Origin of the sequence: Schleiferilactobacillus harbinensis (genome assembly GCF_008694105.1) — a bacterium.
Taxonomy (GTDB): Bacteria; Bacillota; Bacilli; order Lactobacillales; family Lactobacillaceae; genus Schleiferilactobacillus; species Schleiferilactobacillus harbinensis.
This window is the reverse complement of sequence record NZ_CP041364.1, coordinates 174,720-190,440: the sequence shown is the minus strand read 5'-3', so window position 1 is coordinate 190,440 and position 15,721 is coordinate 174,720. Positions and strand designations below refer to the sequence as shown.

General features: G+C 56.2%; 15 protein-coding genes. 4 read left to right on the top strand and 11 right to left on the bottom strand.

Translation table 11 applies throughout. The annotated features are described in order from the left end of the window. The first annotated feature begins 161 nt into the window (after nucleotides 1-161). Both FMM01_RS01030 and FMM01_RS01025 read left to right on the top strand, forming a co-directional pair. Nucleotides 162-416 (top strand): hypothetical protein, encoded by a 255-nt coding sequence (locus FMM01_RS01030; protein ID WP_150391453.1) that lies wholly within the window; start codon nucleotides 162-164, stop codon nucleotides 414-416. 82 nt (nucleotides 417-498) lie between these two features. Then, nucleotides 499-921, top strand: coding sequence for a DUF1828 domain-containing protein (locus FMM01_RS01025; protein ID WP_150391452.1), 423 nt, complete (start codon nucleotides 499-501; stop codon nucleotides 919-921). A 73-nt stretch (nucleotides 922-994) separates the two neighbouring features. Here FMM01_RS01025 and FMM01_RS01020 read toward each other — a convergent pair whose 3' ends face one another. Together FMM01_RS01020 and rlmD are read right to left on the bottom strand one after the other, a co-directional pair. Then, nucleotides 995-1,477: a nucleoside 2-deoxyribosyltransferase gene (locus tag FMM01_RS01020; RefSeq protein WP_150391451.1), complete on the bottom strand. Its 483-nt coding sequence runs from the start codon at nucleotides 1,475-1,477 to the stop codon at nucleotides 995-997. A 9-nt stretch (nucleotides 1,478-1,486) separates the two neighbouring features. Further along, complete coding sequence (gene rlmD, locus FMM01_RS01015; protein WP_150391450.1) at nucleotides 1,487-2,881, bottom strand: 23S rRNA (uracil(1939)-C(5))-methyltransferase RlmD; 1,395 nt, start codon at nucleotides 2,879-2,881, stop codon at nucleotides 1,487-1,489. Between the two features lie 34 nt (nucleotides 2,882-2,915). Here rlmD and recX point away from each other — a divergent pair, with 34 nt between their 5' ends. Beyond that, nucleotides 2,916-3,722, top strand: coding sequence for a recombination regulator RecX (gene recX, locus FMM01_RS01010; RefSeq protein ID WP_027827596.1), 807 nt, complete (start codon nucleotides 2,916-2,918; stop codon nucleotides 3,720-3,722). 10 nt (nucleotides 3,723-3,732) lie between these two features. On the opposite strand, the gene FMM01_RS01005 is transcribed toward recX, so the two are convergent. The 5 genes from FMM01_RS01005 to FMM01_RS00985 all read right to left on the bottom strand — a co-directional run bounded on the left by FMM01_RS01005 (nucleotide 3,733) and on the right by FMM01_RS00985 (nucleotide 10,842). Then, nucleotides 3,733-6,108, bottom strand: coding sequence for a SpaA isopeptide-forming pilin-related protein (locus FMM01_RS01005; RefSeq protein ID WP_150391449.1), 2,376 nt, complete (start codon nucleotides 6,106-6,108; stop codon nucleotides 3,733-3,735). A gap of 144 nt (nucleotides 6,109-6,252) precedes the next feature. Then, nucleotides 6,253-7,266 (bottom strand): NAD(P)-dependent oxidoreductase, encoded by a 1,014-nt coding sequence (locus FMM01_RS01000; RefSeq protein WP_150391448.1) that lies wholly within the window; start codon nucleotides 7,264-7,266, stop codon nucleotides 6,253-6,255. Between the two features lie 4 nt (nucleotides 7,267-7,270). Beyond that, nucleotides 7,271-8,443, bottom strand: a complete 1,173-nt coding sequence (locus FMM01_RS00995; protein ID WP_150391447.1) for a hydroxymethylglutaryl-CoA synthase — start codon at nucleotides 8,441-8,443, stop codon at nucleotides 7,271-7,273. Then, nucleotides 8,427-9,704: a 3-hydroxy-3-methylglutaryl-CoA reductase gene (locus FMM01_RS00990; RefSeq protein WP_150391446.1), complete on the bottom strand. Its 1,278-nt coding sequence runs from the start codon at nucleotides 9,702-9,704 to the stop codon at nucleotides 8,427-8,429. The genes FMM01_RS00995 and FMM01_RS00990 overlap by 17 nt, the downstream gene beginning before the upstream one ends. Beyond that, nucleotides 9,697-10,842: a thiolase family protein gene (locus FMM01_RS00985; RefSeq protein ID WP_150391445.1), complete on the bottom strand. Its 1,146-nt coding sequence runs from the start codon at nucleotides 10,840-10,842 to the stop codon at nucleotides 9,697-9,699. Before FMM01_RS00985 ends, FMM01_RS00990 begins: the two co-directional genes overlap by 8 nt. A 138-nt stretch (nucleotides 10,843-10,980) precedes the next feature. Between FMM01_RS00985 and FMM01_RS00980 the strand changes: the two genes are divergently transcribed. Beyond that, nucleotides 10,981-11,280 carry a hypothetical protein gene (locus tag FMM01_RS00980; RefSeq protein WP_027827602.1) on the top strand — a complete coding sequence of 100 codons (300 nt, stop codon included), beginning with the start codon at nucleotides 10,981-10,983 and terminating at the stop codon, nucleotides 11,278-11,280. A gap of 43 nt (nucleotides 11,281-11,323) precedes the next feature. On the opposite strand, the gene galU is transcribed toward FMM01_RS00980, so the two are convergent. From galU to FMM01_RS00960, 4 genes are all read right to left on the bottom strand, one after another. Further along, nucleotides 11,324-12,229: a UTP--glucose-1-phosphate uridylyltransferase GalU gene (gene galU / locus FMM01_RS00975; protein WP_027827603.1), complete on the bottom strand. Its 906-nt coding sequence runs from the start codon at nucleotides 12,227-12,229 to the stop codon at nucleotides 11,324-11,326. 70 nt (nucleotides 12,230-12,299) lie between these two features. Next, nucleotides 12,300-13,265, bottom strand: a complete 966-nt coding sequence (locus FMM01_RS00970) for a YihY/virulence factor BrkB family protein (RefSeq protein WP_051225097.1) — start codon at nucleotides 13,263-13,265, stop codon at nucleotides 12,300-12,302. 84 nt (nucleotides 13,266-13,349) lie between these two features. Continuing rightward, the gene (map, locus tag FMM01_RS00965; RefSeq protein WP_051225098.1) at nucleotides 13,350-14,186 is read right to left on the bottom strand and encodes a type I methionyl aminopeptidase; all 837 of its coding nucleotides are present in this window, start codon (nucleotides 14,184-14,186) and stop codon (nucleotides 13,350-13,352) included. A gap of 45 nt (nucleotides 14,187-14,231) precedes the next feature. Beyond that, nucleotides 14,232-15,686: an MFS transporter gene (locus FMM01_RS00960; RefSeq protein WP_205527462.1), complete on the bottom strand. Its 1,455-nt coding sequence runs from the start codon at nucleotides 15,684-15,686 to the stop codon at nucleotides 14,232-14,234. Nucleotides 15,687-15,721: the final 35 nt, after the last annotated feature.

Here is a 15,721-nt window from a genome sequence, read left to right as displayed (position 1 = left end):
CACCCCCTAGGATACTACACGCTCATTTTAAGGGTGTCAAGCCTAATTTGATTAGAAATTGTACCAGGCATTTTCGTTGACGGAAACAACGCCGGCGGTATAGTTATGGTGCATGGTGCTAATTGATGTGCAGTGAACCGATTCGAGAGGAGTGGACAACCGTGTTTTGGGTTAAAAAGTATTTGCACTCAGATCGCAACATTAATATTTTGGGCGTGGTAATCCTGCTGGCTTGCGTTGGGTTCGCCCTATCCTTACCGAAAATTGCGCCGCCGCACATCTATGAGGGTGATGTGGTGGCGGCAGCCGCTTTTGTACAAGACACCATACTGCGTTTTGTCGCATTCGCCCTGGTCTGGCTCATCGGTGCTGTCATTGGTCTATACCTTACGCTATATCAAAGCAAATCGGTTTAGTTCTGACTTTGTATATACGGTATACTCGCGCTAAAGAAAAGGAGGCTGAAAAGTAGCCCAGAAAAAGAACCCGGACGTAGATTTGATCGCTGAAAAGTGGCTGAAAGAAATCCAGACAACCTTCCAATTTTCCTGCGTTGATGACAGCCACATCCGCTTTAACACGCCCCTCACTGCTCCTTATGGTGATGGTATCACATTACTAATTACGGCCCACGATGATGACCGCTTTTTGGTCTCCGATCAAGGCTATACGATCTGGAACTTAGAAAGCCGTGGCATCTCCATGACCCGGTCGGGCAGTGCTCGCTTTGACCAACTCCAGAAAATAGTACACAACAATTACGCTGATTTTGACCCCGCTACTCTGAATATTTTCATGGCGGGTACACGGGCAGTACTGCCCACGATGATCAACGCGGTATTGAACACTGTGTTGACAGTATCCGACTTTGCATTTAGCAAAGTTTTTTGCCCGAATAAGGAAATCTTGATTCAGCGTTAGTTGTATTGTCCATGTATGCCATGAGAAAGGGCCAATCGCAATGCTCAAACTTGCGATTGGCCCTTTCAATCAATTAATCCTGCTCCGCGTACTCATCAATCGCCGCAACCAAGTCATCCACGCTGGTCACGATCTTGCCGTTCAGCTTGATCAGCCCAGTAGTGTACAGATTCAGGTAGTGGAACTGATTCTCGGCCACTTCTTGCAAGGCATCCAGCTTCTGCTGGTTGTCCGCGCCCAAGCGGCGGGTATCGGTGTATAACCCGATGATGGGCACCTTGGCTTGATAGGCCACGCCGATTTCACTGGCGACGCCATTATCGATTGTCGGGCCGTCCAGCACGGCGATCAGCAGATCGCTGGCCAGCACTTCGTCAGTGTCGGCCTTGGCAATCATTAGTGAATTGGCATAGTTATTCTTGTCATTGATGCTGGCATTCTCTTGGGGCAGGTAGACTTCGACCAGCGGATATTGCGCGCGAATCTTCGCCACAATCTTGGCGTTGAATTCGGCATCGGCTTGGGAGAACAAGCCATTGGCAAAATAGACTTTCACGGCATTAACCTACTTTCTCAAACTGAGTTTCACGACACATTCGCAACGGGCGGTCTGGGGGAACATGTCGATGGATTGGAGCCAGTCCACGTCATAGGCTTCGGTCAAGGTGACCAGATCCCGAGCGAGCGTGGACGGGTTGCAGGAAATGTACACAAACTTGGGCGGACGTTCCTGGACGATGGTCTTGCGCAAGGCGACATCCAGACCGGTGCGCGGGGGATCGACGATCAGAGCGGTCGGAGTGAAGCCCTCTTTCCGCCAGCGGGGAATGACGTTTTCAGCCTTGCCCACTTCGTAAACGGCGTTGGTGATGCCGTTGATCTCAGCGTTGCGCTGGGCATCGTGGACCGCGGCGGCGATGGTTTCCATCCCCCGCACGGCGGCGACGTGTTTAGCTGCCGTCAAGCCCAGGGTCCCGACCCCGGCATAGGCATCGATCAGGCGGTCCGCTTTATCCAGATTCAACGCCCGCAGCGCGATTGCGTACAATTCTTCGGTTTGGACCGGATTGAGCTGGAAGAAGGCTTCTGGGGACAGGACAAATTTATTACCCCGCAACTCTTCGGTAATCGTGCTGGCGCCGGCCAGATGGATCGTCTTCGGGCCCCAGATCAGCGAGGTATCATCCGGATTGACGTTTTCCATCACGCTGGTCACTGCCGGCATCGTGGCCTTGACCGCTGCGACTAACCGGTCGCGATCCCGGAAGTCTTCGACGCTGCTGACAAAGGTCACTTGCAGGTCCTCAGTGCTGGCCGATTCCCGCACGACCAAGGTGCGCAGGCCCTGGCGGTGTTGCTGCAAATCATAGATCGGCATGTGCAGCGCGTTCAGAATCTCCACCAGCGCATTGATGGTTTGCATCGTCCGGGGACTTTGGGTAATACTATGGGTAATGGAAATCAGATCATGTGTGCCCGGGGCATACATGCCAGCAATGATCTTGCCGCCCTTCTCCACCGCCAGCGGGAATTGCGCCTTGTGCCGGTAATGGGTGGGGTTCGCCATGCCGATCCCCGGTTTGATCTGATAATCCTTGTAATCCCGGGGCGCAAATTTCTCCAAAGACTGACGCAGCACATCGTCTTTGAAGGCCACTTGGGCCGGATAGGCCAAATGGTTCAGTTCGAGCCCGCCGACTTTACCGAAATTCTTGTCGGCCGGCTGGACCCGATCCTTGTTGGGTTTCTCAATATGGGTCATCTCGCCCCGTAAGAACTTGGGCGCAACCGCCGTGATCGTGGCTGAAACGACTTCGCCGGGCAGTACCCCGGGGATAAAGATGATCTTATGGCGCAGGTAACCAATCCCCTCACCATTGATCCCGATGCGTTTGATGGTAATGATCACCCGTTCGCCGACAACGGCTTCAACGGGTTTGGTGCGCGTATAACGTGACATGAATTTAAAATTCCTTTCAGAAAGCAGGTCAACCGTGGCAACGATAACCAAGATCTCGGCCCAGAAACGTCCGGGCCGCTACAATATTTTTCTCGACGGCGAGTATGCCTTTGCGGTGGATGAGGGCGTCCTGGTCCAGTTTGCTCTGGCCAAGGGGCAGGAACTGACGCCGGACCAGATTGCCCGCATCCAAGAGCAGGATAATTTTCGCCATGCTTATAATATAGCAGTGAACTACCTGGCACACCAGCTCCGGACCCGCCATGAGATTTGGGCGAAGCTGGAAGAAAAAGAAGTGCCGCCCGCTTATATCAAGCAAGTGGCGGCAGAATTGACGGAACAGGGGTATTTAGACGACCACGCCTACCGGGACAGTTTTGTCCGGACGCAGATGGTCACCACGGAAAACGGCCCGACGATCATCGAACGCAAGCTGCGGGAAAAGGGCATCAGCCCGGAACTCGCCAACCGCGAGGCGATTACCGATATTTTTACCCCGGCTGAGCAGCTGGCAACACTGGCCAAACTGATTGCCAAGCAGCGCAACCACTATCGCCGGAATTCCGCTCGGGAACAAGAACGGAAGATTCGGCAGCATCTGTACACCAAAGGCTTCGCTGGCGATTTGATCACTCAGGCGATGGATGCGGCCGACTTCACCCCGGATCCGGAGGAAGAAGCCGATGCCTTGGCTGCCCAGGGGGCCAAGTACTGGCGACGATATGCCAGCAAAGGGGCCGCGGTGCAAAAGCGGAAGACGAAGCAGATGCTGTATCAAAAAGGCTTTGATCTGGGGGCCATTGATACTTGGATTGCTGAGCAGGAAACGGAAGACGCCTAAGGGCGTCTTTTTAATTTACCCCATCTGTCAGGGTATATTCGACAGTGGCGGTGTAGCGGCCTGAACTGATCGTGTTAGCCGCGCTGGGCGCCGGCACTTCCAGACGAATATCGTTGTAATGCAGCGCATAGTCGGCCGTGGTCACGGTGTTGGTGAACAGAGTCTGACTGGCCTGCATCCCCACCCTGGTGATGCTGCTGCCCTGGACAAAGGCCAAGTCGGCCCCCTGGAGACCGGCAGCATCAGTGTCAGCCTGCTTGAACGCGGTCAGCTTGGCATCGACAGTGTATTGCGTCCCCAGGGTGTCCGCCAGCGTGGCATCGGTAATGGTACCCGCAGCAGTGACCACAATGGTGTTGGCCTCGCTGCCACTGATGTTGGTGTTCGAATACGCCGCCGCTGCGGTGGGCAGCGGTTGGGTACCAAAATCCAGATTCGGCACTTTCAGCTGGAGCAGCGCTGCTTCTGGGGCCAGCCCCATGTTCACGTTGGTCACGGCCGAATTCTTGGTCACTTGGATCGTTTGGGTAACCAGCACAGTTTGTTTATCCGCAGTGGTCGCGTGGGTCGGCAGCAGTTGCGAAGCCACTGTCGGGTCACTGCCGACGCCATTCTTGGTCGGGAACAAGCCGGCACTGACATTATCCACCAAAATACCCACTTGATATGTACCGGCCGGAATATTGCTGAACTGATAGCGGCCCATGGAATCCGTCGTGATCGCATAAGCCAAGCCCGTGCCATCCGCGCCGACAATGGCGTGGGTCGCTGCATTGATCAAGACCAGGGGCAGGCCGGTGAGCCGGGCTTCATTGTCCGCCATCAGGCCATCCCCGTTATTATCCCGCCAAACCGTGCCGCTGATGGTGTTTGAAATCGGCGTGTCCTGAGCGGTGACCGTCGCGTTCTGGGCGGCATTCGTGATCGTGACCGGCACCGCCTGCGGATTTAATGCATAGCCGACAGGCGCTTTCGTTTCCACAAAATTATATGTACCGTTGGCCAGACTGCCCACGGTCACTTGGCCGACTTGGTTAGTCGTCATCCCGCTGGCAACGGTCTGGCCGCTGCTGTCCGTCAGTTTGTACTCAGCGCCGGCCAACACCTGCTGCGTCGTCGCATCGACTTTCGTCAGCGTCGCCTGCCCCGTGTAGTGACTGGTGGCATCGGCCACCGCAACGGTTTCGTGGCTGCCGGGAGTCGTCACGCTGCTGCCCTGGGTGATCGTAAACCAATGGGGCGTTTGATCCAATTTATACCCATTAGGGGCCTGCGTTTCCACAAATTGATACGTGCCGATATAGACGCTCGGCAGCGTGATCTGCCCCTTGGCATCCGTCGTCAGTCCGGTCACTTCCACCCGACCGCCATTGTCCAGCAAACTGAAGACGGCCCCTGGCAAGGCCTGGCCCTGGTCAGTCGTCTTCGTCAAGGTCACGGACCCCAACTGATCACTGCTGATCGACCCGGTCCCGCCCCACTGGACGTACGCCGGCACATTGGCTGTCACAGTTTCGGTACTGGCCAGCATGGCGGCACTGGTCCATTTGTTCACGGTACTGGCCTGGACATTGCTCAGCTTAACCTGCACGGTCATGTTCACGGCCTTAGTCATGTTGCCAAAGTCATAGATCACGGTACTGCCGGCACTGCCATGGCTGGTCTCCGAAATCTTCGGCTGAACCGTCCCGCCGTCATTAATAAAGTTGCTGGTGCCCGGCGCGTACGACCCAGTCGGGGCATACACGCTGGTGGGAATTAACGTCTCGTTGGGCCCAATTTGCTGAGTGACAATAACGTCATTCAGCTCTTTGGTATTCATATTGACTGCGATATTCCACGTCAGTTCACTAGGGGCCCCGTTGATACTCCGAGAGAAGATCCAGCCGACAATGTTGACATCCGGCAGTGCCCCTGGCGCATCGGGCATCGTACCGTTAGTTGTGAAACTCAGCGCACCGCGATAAGTCTTTACCGCCTGGCCCACGGTGGCATTGAAGGTGATCGTTCCTGTTTGCGCGCCCTTGGCAATTTTAAAGATCCCGATCACTATGCCGGTCGAGTCTTGCACCTGTAATGACAGATCATCGTTAGCTTGCAGGTAACTGGGCAGTGCAACCGGGGCCGTATCGCCGCTGGCAATCTTGGTGTTTTCAGGAATAGACCAGTTATACGTCACGGTATAAAAATTTGAAACCGTCATACTGGGACTGTTCGCCACCGGATTGTTGTTGAAGTCAAAAATACTGGCATCGTCTGCAGTCAATCCCTGCACAGTCGTTACCGCAGTGGCCTGGGTTGTTGCCGGGCGGCTCAGCCCGACGGCCGCCACGACCCAGATCAGCAGCAGTGTCATGCCATATACCAAACGTCTTGTCCACGTCATGTTTCGAATCCTCTTTTATTCATTCCATTTTCATACCAATTATTTAGTATAACGCAATTTTCCCACTCCCCAAGAACAAGTGGGAAATCGGGCAAAAAAATACCGCCAAATTGCGGCGGTATTGGTCAGTTTATCCAAATTAATTTAAGCGTCTGCCAGCTTCGCCACGTCCAATTCATGGGGCGCGTGGCCGGTTTCGACGAACGCCTTAGCGTTATTCAGGGAGACCGTGACCATATTTTCCACGGCCGTCTCGGTGTGGTAGGCAATATGCGGGGTCATGATCACCCGGGGATCGGCCAACAGTTTTTCGTACAGCGGGTTAGCCGGCGCTTCGTTCTTTTCCCAAGCCGGATAGACATCGGCTTCGAATTCGAAGGTGTCAATGCCTGCCCCAGCAATCTTGCCGCTGGCCAGACCAGCGATGAGGGCTTGGGTATCGATCAGATTGCCCCGGGCAGTGTTGATCAAATATACCCCGTCCTTCATCTGGGCAATTTGGTCGGCGCCGATCAGATGGGTATTTTCCTTCGTGCCCGGGATGTGCAGATCAACGACATCCACCCGCGGCCAGAGGTCTGCCAAGTCATCAACGTACTCGACTTGATCCTTAAGCGCTGGATTCGGATAGGGATCATAGGCGATGACCTGGCTGCCGAAACCTTGGAACAGCTTGACCGCCGACGCGCCGATGCGGCCGGTACCGACCACGCCAATGGTCAGCGTGCCCAGTTCTTTACCGGTCCGCTGCATGGCATCGGTATACTGGTGATGGCTAATGGATTGGATCACATAACCGAAGTTGCGCACCAATTGCAGTGTCAGACTCACGGCGAATTCCGCGATGGATTGGGGCGAATACGCCGGGACGTTAGCCAGCTGAATCCCGTTAGCGGCCAGGGTCGCAAAGGGGACGTTATCCGTCCCAACGTTGCGCAGCGCCAAGTATTTCACCCCGGCTTGAGCCATTGCTTCAATAGCCGCGGGCGGGTAAGCAACCGTTTGCAACGCGACAACGACATCATCGCCGGCAAAATCCGCCGGGGTCTGACCGCCTAGAATTTCCTGATGAAACTGCAGCGTCACGCCGTTTTCTGCTGCCCAGGCGTCAAAGAATTCCTTTTCTTCCGGCTTTAATCCATAGATCCCAAATTGCATTATTTTAGTCTCCTTCTGTCATTGACTTGGTTGTGTCCCGGTACCAGCGGGCATGATCCCGCCGACCGCCAACGGTAAACCGGGCAGTGCTTTGTTCTGCCGGCAGCGCGGCCGCTGCATCACCGAGGGGCAGCTGGTCATTGAACATCTGCTCATACGCCGGGATAGTCAGTTCTTCCCGCTCCGCCAGTAGCTGAATCACCGCAGCTTGACCGATATGGTCGGCAAAGCCAGGGGCCAGGATGCCGCTGAAGAACTCGCCCACCGCACCGGAACCGTAGCTGAACAGGCCGATGCGGTCACCCGCCTGCATTGTTTTATCATGACACAACAGACTGAGTAGGCTCAAGTACAGAGAACCGGTATAGATGTTGCCAACTTGGCGAGACAGGCGGCTGGCGGCGGTTAACCGCTGCCCTAAGCGGACGCTGTCAGTGAGGGCCGCCAGGGCTTTCTTCCCCATCTTGGTGAAGGGCAGGTGGAACAATAGCGCGGCGTAATCAGTGATCGTGTCGTGGTATTGGACTTGGTGCTGACCGACGATTTTGGTGACAAAATCCAAATAAGCGGCCGTGGAATAGTGGCCATCCACCACTGGGACGGTCATGCCGGTGGGCCGGAAAAAATCAGGGATGTCTTCGGTATAGGCGACGGCGTCATCCTGCAGGGCGAGAACCCGCGGCTGGGCACTGATCACCATGGCCACGGCACCAGCGCCCTGGGTGACTTCCCCGCCGCTGGCTAGGCCGTACCGAGCGATATCGCTGGCGATGACCAGCGCTGTCTTAGTCGGATGCGCGGCCACATAATCCCGGGCCATCAGCAAACCGGCGGTGGCACCGTAACAGGCTTCTTTAATGTCAAAGGCGCGCACCCAGGGATTCAGCCCGGTTAAGCGAGCGACAGTGATTGCTGCGGCTTTGCTTTCGTCCACGCCGGATTCGCTGGCCACGATCACCATGCCCAAGCGGCCGTCCAGCCGGGCACTGGGCAGCGCATCGACCGCGTTAGCCGCCATACTGATGATATCCTGGGTGGCCGGCGCGACGGCCATTTGGTCTTGACCAATGCCGATCGTATATTTATCAGGGTCATCGCCCCGCGCCTTGGCCAATTTCACTAAATCCACATAATAGTGCGGGGTATAAAAACCAATTGCGTCAATCCCGATGTCCATGATCCTTCTCCTTTGCCCGCAGTTGGGCGAGTAGTTGTTGGGCCAGCGCTTCTGAGGGGCGGCCGGCGGCTGCGAGCTGGGCAGCCAGCGGCGCGATTTCAGCGGCTGTCGCCCCAACCCGCACCGCCAATGAGCCGTATTGCAGCCGCATGTGGCCGCGCTGAATGCCGTCAGTCACTAAAGCATGCAGTGCCGCCAGGTTGGCCGCTAAGCCGACGCTGGCCGCAATTGCTTGAAGCTGCAGGACCGTGGGCCGACCGAGCAGCGTCAGCGCCTGCTGAGCACTGGGCAAGACCTTGGTGGCCCCGCCCACGGTACCCACTGGAATGGGCAAGGTGATCGTGCCCACCAGAGTGTCATCTTGCACGTGCCAAGTGCTGAGCCCGCGATAGGTGCCGCTGCTCGCCGCATAGGCATGGGCGGCCGCGTTGACCGCGCGGGTATCGTTGCCCGTCGCCAAGGCCAGGGCCGCCACGCCGTTCATGATGCCCTTGTTATGGGTCACTGCCCGCCGGCTGTCCTGCTGGGCCCAGTCGGCGATGGCCGCGATCCGCTGACCGACTGTCCGGCCTGATTGCCTGGGTGTCTGCAAATTGGCTAGCGGAAGCGCGGCTTGCACCTGGGTCACACTGTCGCGCCCGTCATTGGTCAGGACCGCAAACAGCACCGCACCGCCGGTGACTTCAGCAGCAGCGGGGGCAACGGCTTCTAAAATATCGTTCATGATGTTGGCCCCCATGGCTTCGCCGGGGGTGACGGTAACCAAAAGCTGCAAACTGTCATCAACGGCACCCGGGGCCACGGTGATCCGCTCGATACGGCCCCCGTGGCTCTTAAGGGTGGGATGAGCAGCATAGCCGATTGCCATCAACCGGGACAGATTGGCCTGTAATTCCTGCGCCGCATAGGCAGATACATTTTGCAGGGCAATCTGGCCAGTTAACGCATGGGCATTGGTGATAATGGTGAGGTCCCGCCCTTGGTCCAGCATCTTAAACCCGTGATTGATTGCCGCCACCACGGACGGTTCCTCCGTCGCCAGCGGGATTGTCCGGGGTGTTCCAGCAATGACCACGCCAGGCACGACCCCCACCGGCAGACTCATTTGACCGATCACGTTTTCACTGAGACCGGTCAAGACTGTTTCCGGTAAGGGCTGTTGGGCAGACCAAAATTGTGCTTGGTCAACAGATAAAATGCCCTGGTCAACCAACAAAGCCCGGCGCTCCGCAGGTGTCAGCTGCCAGAATTTCTTAGTCATCGGGCAGGGTCACTCCCATACCAACGGCCATCCCGCCGCCGACACATAACGCGGCTACCCCCCGGTGCAGTTGCCGCTGCTTCAGGGCATAGATCAGCGTGGTCAAAATGCGGGCGCCAGAAGCCCCCAGCGGATGGCCCAAGGCCAGTGCCCCGCCGTTGACATTCACTTTCTCAGCCGGCAATTCCAATGCCTGCACAACGGCCATGGATTGGGCCGCGAAGGCCTCGTTCAGTTCATACAGGTCAACATCATCAGCGGCCCAGCCGGCCTTGCGCAGCACGTGCGGAATCACCCGAGCGGGGGCAAAGCCCATCACGGCCGGATCGATTCCCCGTTCGTCAAAGGCGGTTAATTCCGCCAACCACGATAGTCCCTGGGCCTCGGCGGCATCCTTCGCCATCAGGACCAAAGCAGCCGCACCGTCATTGATACCGGAAGCGTTACCGGCGGTGACAGTACCATCGGTTTTAAAAATCGTCCGTAATTTGCCCAGGGCGGCCATTGACGAGTCCGGGCGAATGCCCTCGTCCATCGTCATCAGGCCAATGGGAGTGATTTCTTCAGTAAATCGACCGGCGGCCGTTGCCGCAGCAGCTTTTTGATGGGAATGCAGGGTGAATTCATCCTGTATTTCCCGGGAAATATGAAAGTCATCGGCCACCCGTTCCGCTGTCATGCCCATAGGTTCATGGTTAATGGCGTCGGTCAGCCCATCAATATTCAGGCTTTCTTCCACTTCCGGCGAGGCTGTATTGTGGCGCACCAGACCTGGGGCATTGGACATACTTTCCGTGCCGCCGACTAAGACGGCATCTGCTTCGCCCAGTTGAATGGCTGCCTGACCCAGATGGACCGCCTTCAGACCGGAGCCGCAAACCTGGTTGATGGTCATCGCAGTGCTGTCGTCACTGAGTCCGACCCGCAGGGCAATTTGGCGCGACACGTTTTGCCCATTGCCGGCGGCCAGCACGTGGCCAAAAATTGCTTGATCGATCGCCTCAGCCGGAATTCCGCTCTGAGCAATGGCGGCCTGTGCCGCATGCACCCCGAGATCGACTGCGGACAGCTCCCTCAACGCCCCGCCCCGCTTGCCGATCGGCGTCCGTTGGGCACTTAATACCACGACTTGTCGCAAAATAATGGTTCCTCCGTTCGGAATTTTCTAGAACCTAAAGCATACCGGAAACTGGGCGAGAATACTAGCTGGAAAGCCCGACCTTAACGCAATATTCAGCAAACCACGGTACAATATAAGTGAAGGAGATGACCTCGGATGCACGTTGGTGAATTACTGTTGCTGCTGGCTGATATTCGGCCGAATACGGCGGTCTTTTATAATCAAAATGGCGAACCGCTGCCGATCACCGCTATCACCTGGACCAAGCCAGACGTCGAAGCACCAGCGGCCCTGCTCCACGTTGGCACTCCGGGGCATCCCCGCCGGCAATGGGAATTGGTCGCCCTGCTCAAAGAACCCAACCGCCCCCAGGACCAGATTCTTGTCGTGACCAAAGATGGACCAATGCCGATTTTCGGCTTTCGTCTCGTACAGCGGCATATTTGGCTTGGCTGACGGATCAAAAAAGCAGCCCCGCAGGACTGCGCAAAGTAAATTATTATTTCTTCTTCGGCGCCGCCGGGACATCATCAAACCCGGCCACCAATTTCTTCAAATACGCATGCAGCTCATCCTTGATCTCCGGATGCCGCAAGCCGTACTCAATCGTCGTCTGGACGTATCCGAACTTATTGCCGACATCATACCGCTTGCCCGTGAATTCCCGGGCAAATACCCGCTGGGTCTTGTTCAGCCGATCGATCGCATCAGTCAGTTGAATTTCGCCGCCCCGGCCGGGTTCTTGGGTGTCCAGCAAATCAAAGATTTCCGGATTGAGCAGGTACCGGCCGATAATAGCCAAGTCGCTGGGCGCTTTATCCACCGGCGGCTTCTCCACGAAGTTCTTGACGTTATACAGGCCCGGTTCCATTTCGGACGTGGGGTTGATGACACCATACTTGGAGACTTCCTCGTGGGGCACGCGCATGACGGCCAGCGTGGAGGCGTGGGTCTTTTCATAATCGTCCATTAATTGCTTGGTCAAGGGCACCTTGCTCATGGCTAAATCGTCGCCCAGCATGACGACAAAGGGTTCGTTGGCGACAAAGGACTTGGCCAGCCGGACAGCGTCGCCCAACCCGCGCTGGTAGGACTGACGAATGAAGTACAGATTGACGCCAATGTTGGTCGTCTCCTGCTCCAGCTTCAGCAGATCGTCCTTGCCCTGGGCCCGCAACTGTTCTTCGAGTTCAGGCGCAGAGTCGAAATGGTCCTCGATCGGCCGCTTGCCCTTCCCAGTGATGATCAAAATATCTTCGATCCCCGAGGCTTTAGCCTCTTCAACGATGAATTGAATCGTGGGCTTATCCACGATGGGGAACATTTCCTTAGCCATCGCCTTGGTGGCGGGCAGAAGCCGGGTCCCAAAGCCGGCCGCCGGGATCACTGCTTTGCGTACCTTCATTGATTATCAGTCCTCACTCTTAATATTGTGTACTCGCTTACCATACCACATGCTGGTTAAGAATCTACCATTATTCTGTGTGCTTTTTGTGCCGCCGCCACCAATCGACAAACCGGCTGCCGCTGGTGGGCGCCGTGCCATGGGCAGTTTCTTGAGTCACCGCGTTGACCACCGCCCCAAAGACAAAAATTGTTGCCGTCCAGTTGATCCACAACAGGACGATCATCACCGTCCCAATTCGACCGTAGGAGTTCCAGCCCGTTCCGAAATACCGCATGTAGACGGAAAAGCCTTGAGACAGCAGCATCGTGCCTGTCGTGGCCACGGCCGTCCCGGGCAGCACCGTCCACCAGCGCATCCGGGCATTGGGCAAAAAGAAATAGAGCAGCATGCCCAGAATCAAGTTAGCCCCCACGGCGACCGGCCAGCGCAAGGTCCGATAAGTATCCAACCAAGATGTGGGTAGGCGCAACAGCGGAATCAGCCACTCCAAAAATTGGCCGCCAAAGATAAACAGCAGCATCAGCACACCCAATACCAGGATAAACGCCAGGGTGAGCAAGAAAGAAAAAAGGCGACGACCAAAGAAGGTGATGATCCCTTCCCGCGCACTGGCCGCCCGGGGCACCCCATAGGCATAATTCATACTATTGCGCATCGCGTTGAATCCCCGACTCGCCGTCCAGAGCGTCGTCACGATACCAAAAGACAGCAAGCCGCCGCTGCGGTCCCGCAGCAGGGCAATGATTGCTGGTTCAAAGGCGGCCATGATGCTGCTGGGGACGATCGGCGCCAAATAGCTCAGCGCAAACTGCGGTGTGATTCCGACCAGCGGCAGCAAATTTCCTACAACGATGATCAAAGGAAAAACCGACAGCAGCAGGTAGTACGTGATCACTGGCGGCGCCGACAGGACCGCCGGTTCCGAAAAGCGGGCAATAATGTCCGCAATAAACTGCCCCACCCGGGCCCACCGCGTGGGCTTAACGACTGGGGCGGACGGCACCAGCCGATACCGGGGCATTGGGCGGGCCATGGCGCCGCCTCCTTTCCGACTTATTCTTCAATTGTACCAAAAAACGCGCCCGGCCAGCTGGTCGAACGCGCGGTGAAACAGAAATTATTTGGCGACTTTCTCGACAAACGGATTCTCGGTGACGCCATTGTACAGATACTTCGCGTCAAAGACGGGATCCTGACTGGTCAAGATCTTCGGCCCATCATTGGTGATCACCAAGGTGTGCTCATATTGGCAAGACGTGGAGCCGTCAGCAGACACGTAGTATTCCCACGTATCGCCCGGCAGTGTCTTCGCTTTGATCTTCCATGTCCCCAAGTTGACCATCGGTTCGATGGTGATGGTCATCCCGGCCTTCAGGCGCAAGCCCTGACCCGGTTCGCCATAATGGGGCACGTTCGGTGCTTCGTGCATCGTGGGCCCGATGCCGTGACCGATGAGATCCCGGACATCGCCCATGCCCTCTTCGTCTTCGACATAGCTCTGAATGGCCCAGCCGATATCGCCGATCCGGTTGCCCACCGTGGCGGCATCGATCCCCAGGTAAAGCGCCTTGTGGGTCACCGCCATCAAGTGTGCGTCCTCAGGGGATAATTGCCCCACTGCATAAGCCCAGCAAGAGTCGCTTTCGTAACCGTCCAGATTCACGGTCATATCGACTTTAACAACATCGCCATTGTGTAAGTATAAGTTCTTCCGCGGCTCTGCATGGGCCACTTCATCATTGACAGCGACACAGGTCGCATATTTATATCCTTCAAAGCCCTTTTCCGAAGGCTTCCCGCCATGACTGGTAATGAAATGGTCGGCAAACTCTTCGATCTCCCAGCTGGAGATGCCCGGCTTGATGATGTCCCGCAAACCGATATGGGTCGCTGCCAGCAATTGTGCTGAACGCTGCATCCCGTCCAATTCCCGGGGTGATTTTAATGTAATCACTTAACAGATTCCTCCTTGTGTTGTTCATCAGAATTATAGCACAGGTTAGCCTTTATTTTCTGAAACCGCAACTGGGTCATGGGGTGCCGTCCGCATTCGCCGGCTTTCCGCCGAAATATCCCGCTCTTTCTGGCGAGTGAAAGGATAGAGAATCATCGCCAGCAGCCCCACCCAAATACTGATCAAAGGCAAGACACCGGTGGCGAAGCGAATCCCCCGCACTGCCTGGGCACTTTGCACGGCGACTTGGCCGCGGTAGCCCGTGGCACTCATGATTGAGGTGTAAAGAATCATTTGGATACTGCCCAGCGACGTGGTGAAAATGGAAAACAGCCCGCTGTACAGGCCGGTCTTGCGAATCCCGGTGCGCCACTCGTCTTCGTCAATGATCAAGGCATTCATCGGCGCAGTCGCGGTGGCGAAGTAGATCGTACAGCAGACGATCAAGCCGTAATAGAGATAGACCTCCGGAATCGTATGGGCAAACGTCAGCCCAATATACCCGATCGTCGCCGGGATCATCCCGATGTAAATATTGGTCTTCGTCCCCCAGCGCTTCACCGCGTAATTCATCAGCGGCATCAAGGCCAAGGCCACAAAGTGGGTGATGAAATTCAGCAGCGTCGCCGTCGTGCCAGGGGCGTGGATCACTGCGTCCATATAATAGAGGAATGCCGTGGAATAGTAGCTGATGGCCCCCATGGCAATGATGGAATAGGTAATACTGGTCAAAAACGGCCGGGACTTGATGATCACCCAGGCGGCCCGCAGCGTTTCTTTGTTGTTCCGCTTGGCCGGTTTCAGCGTCGCGTACATCTCCGGTGTATCCTTCAAGCCCCGCAGTGCCAGGATGAAGATTAACGTTTGGACGGCCACTACCACAGAGAGCACGGGAATGAAGAGACTCTTATTGCCGCCTTGGAACAGCAGCAAAGTGGGAATCATGGTGGCCAGGAAGGACATCCCATAGGTCAAGTAGTTGCCGATGGTGCCGATATCCAGCCGTTCTTCCTTCGTCGGCGCGGCAATCTGCACGTAGGACCCATAGGCGACCCCGTACGCCGTGGCGGCCGTGTCGAAGAAGAACAGCTCCGCGGTGAAGACGCCGAACTTCGCCCACTGACTCCAGCTGGGTTGGGTAAAGGCCATCGCGATTGTCGTCAGCATCATGAACGGGACCGTCACATGCAGCAGGTACACGTATTTGCCCCGGCCCGGGCGATAAGGCTGGCGGTCGATCAAAGCCCCGATCAGCGGATCATTCAGGGCGTTCCAGATGTTGTAGATCACGTAGACCAGCCCGACCAAGTTAGCGTTCAAGCCGATCACGTCAGTGTAATATTTGATGTAGACCTGGTGAATAATGACTTGACTGACCGACAGGATCGGTGCCGGCAGCGATATTTTTAGTTTTTGAATAAACGATAAGCCAGTGCTCTTGAAAGTGAACGAATCAATCAGAACCTGCAACCACTTGGGCCGCCGCGTATTCTTGGCCATCCCCATGCCCCCAGACAACTGTTATTTAATCCTCT

Excerpts from the sequence above, each read along its gene's own strand:
- FMM01_RS00980 (WP_027827602.1), top strand. The coding sequence starts at position 10,981 with ATGCACGTTGGTGAATTACTGTTGCTGCTGGCTGATATTCGGCCGAAT.
- FMM01_RS00995 (WP_150391447.1), bottom strand. The coding sequence starts at position 8,443 with ATGGACATCGGGATTGACGCAATTGGTTTTTATACCCCGCACTATTAT.
- galU (WP_027827603.1), bottom strand. The coding sequence starts at position 12,229 with ATGAAGGTACGCAAAGCAGTGATCCCGGCGGCCGGCTTTGGGACCCGG.
- FMM01_RS00970 (WP_051225097.1), bottom strand. The coding sequence starts at position 13,265 with ATGGCCCGCCCAATGCCCCGGTATCGGCTGGTGCCGTCCGCCCCAGTC.
- FMM01_RS01000 (WP_150391448.1), bottom strand. The coding sequence starts at position 7,266 with ATGCAATTTGGGATCTATGGATTAAAGCCGGAAGAAAAGGAATTCTTT.
- FMM01_RS00990 (WP_150391446.1), bottom strand. The coding sequence starts at position 9,704 with ATGACTAAGAAATTCTGGCAGCTGACACCTGCGGAGCGCCGGGCTTTG.
- rlmD (WP_150391450.1), bottom strand. The coding sequence starts at position 2,881 with ATGTCACGTTATACGCGCACCAAACCCGTTGAAGCCGTTGTCGGCGAA.
- FMM01_RS01005 (WP_150391449.1), bottom strand. The coding sequence starts at position 6,108 with ATGACGTGGACAAGACGTTTGGTATATGGCATGACACTGCTGCTGATC.
- FMM01_RS00960 (WP_205527462.1), bottom strand. The coding sequence starts at position 15,686 with ATGGCCAAGAATACGCGGCGGCCCAAGTGGTTGCAGGTTCTGATTGAT.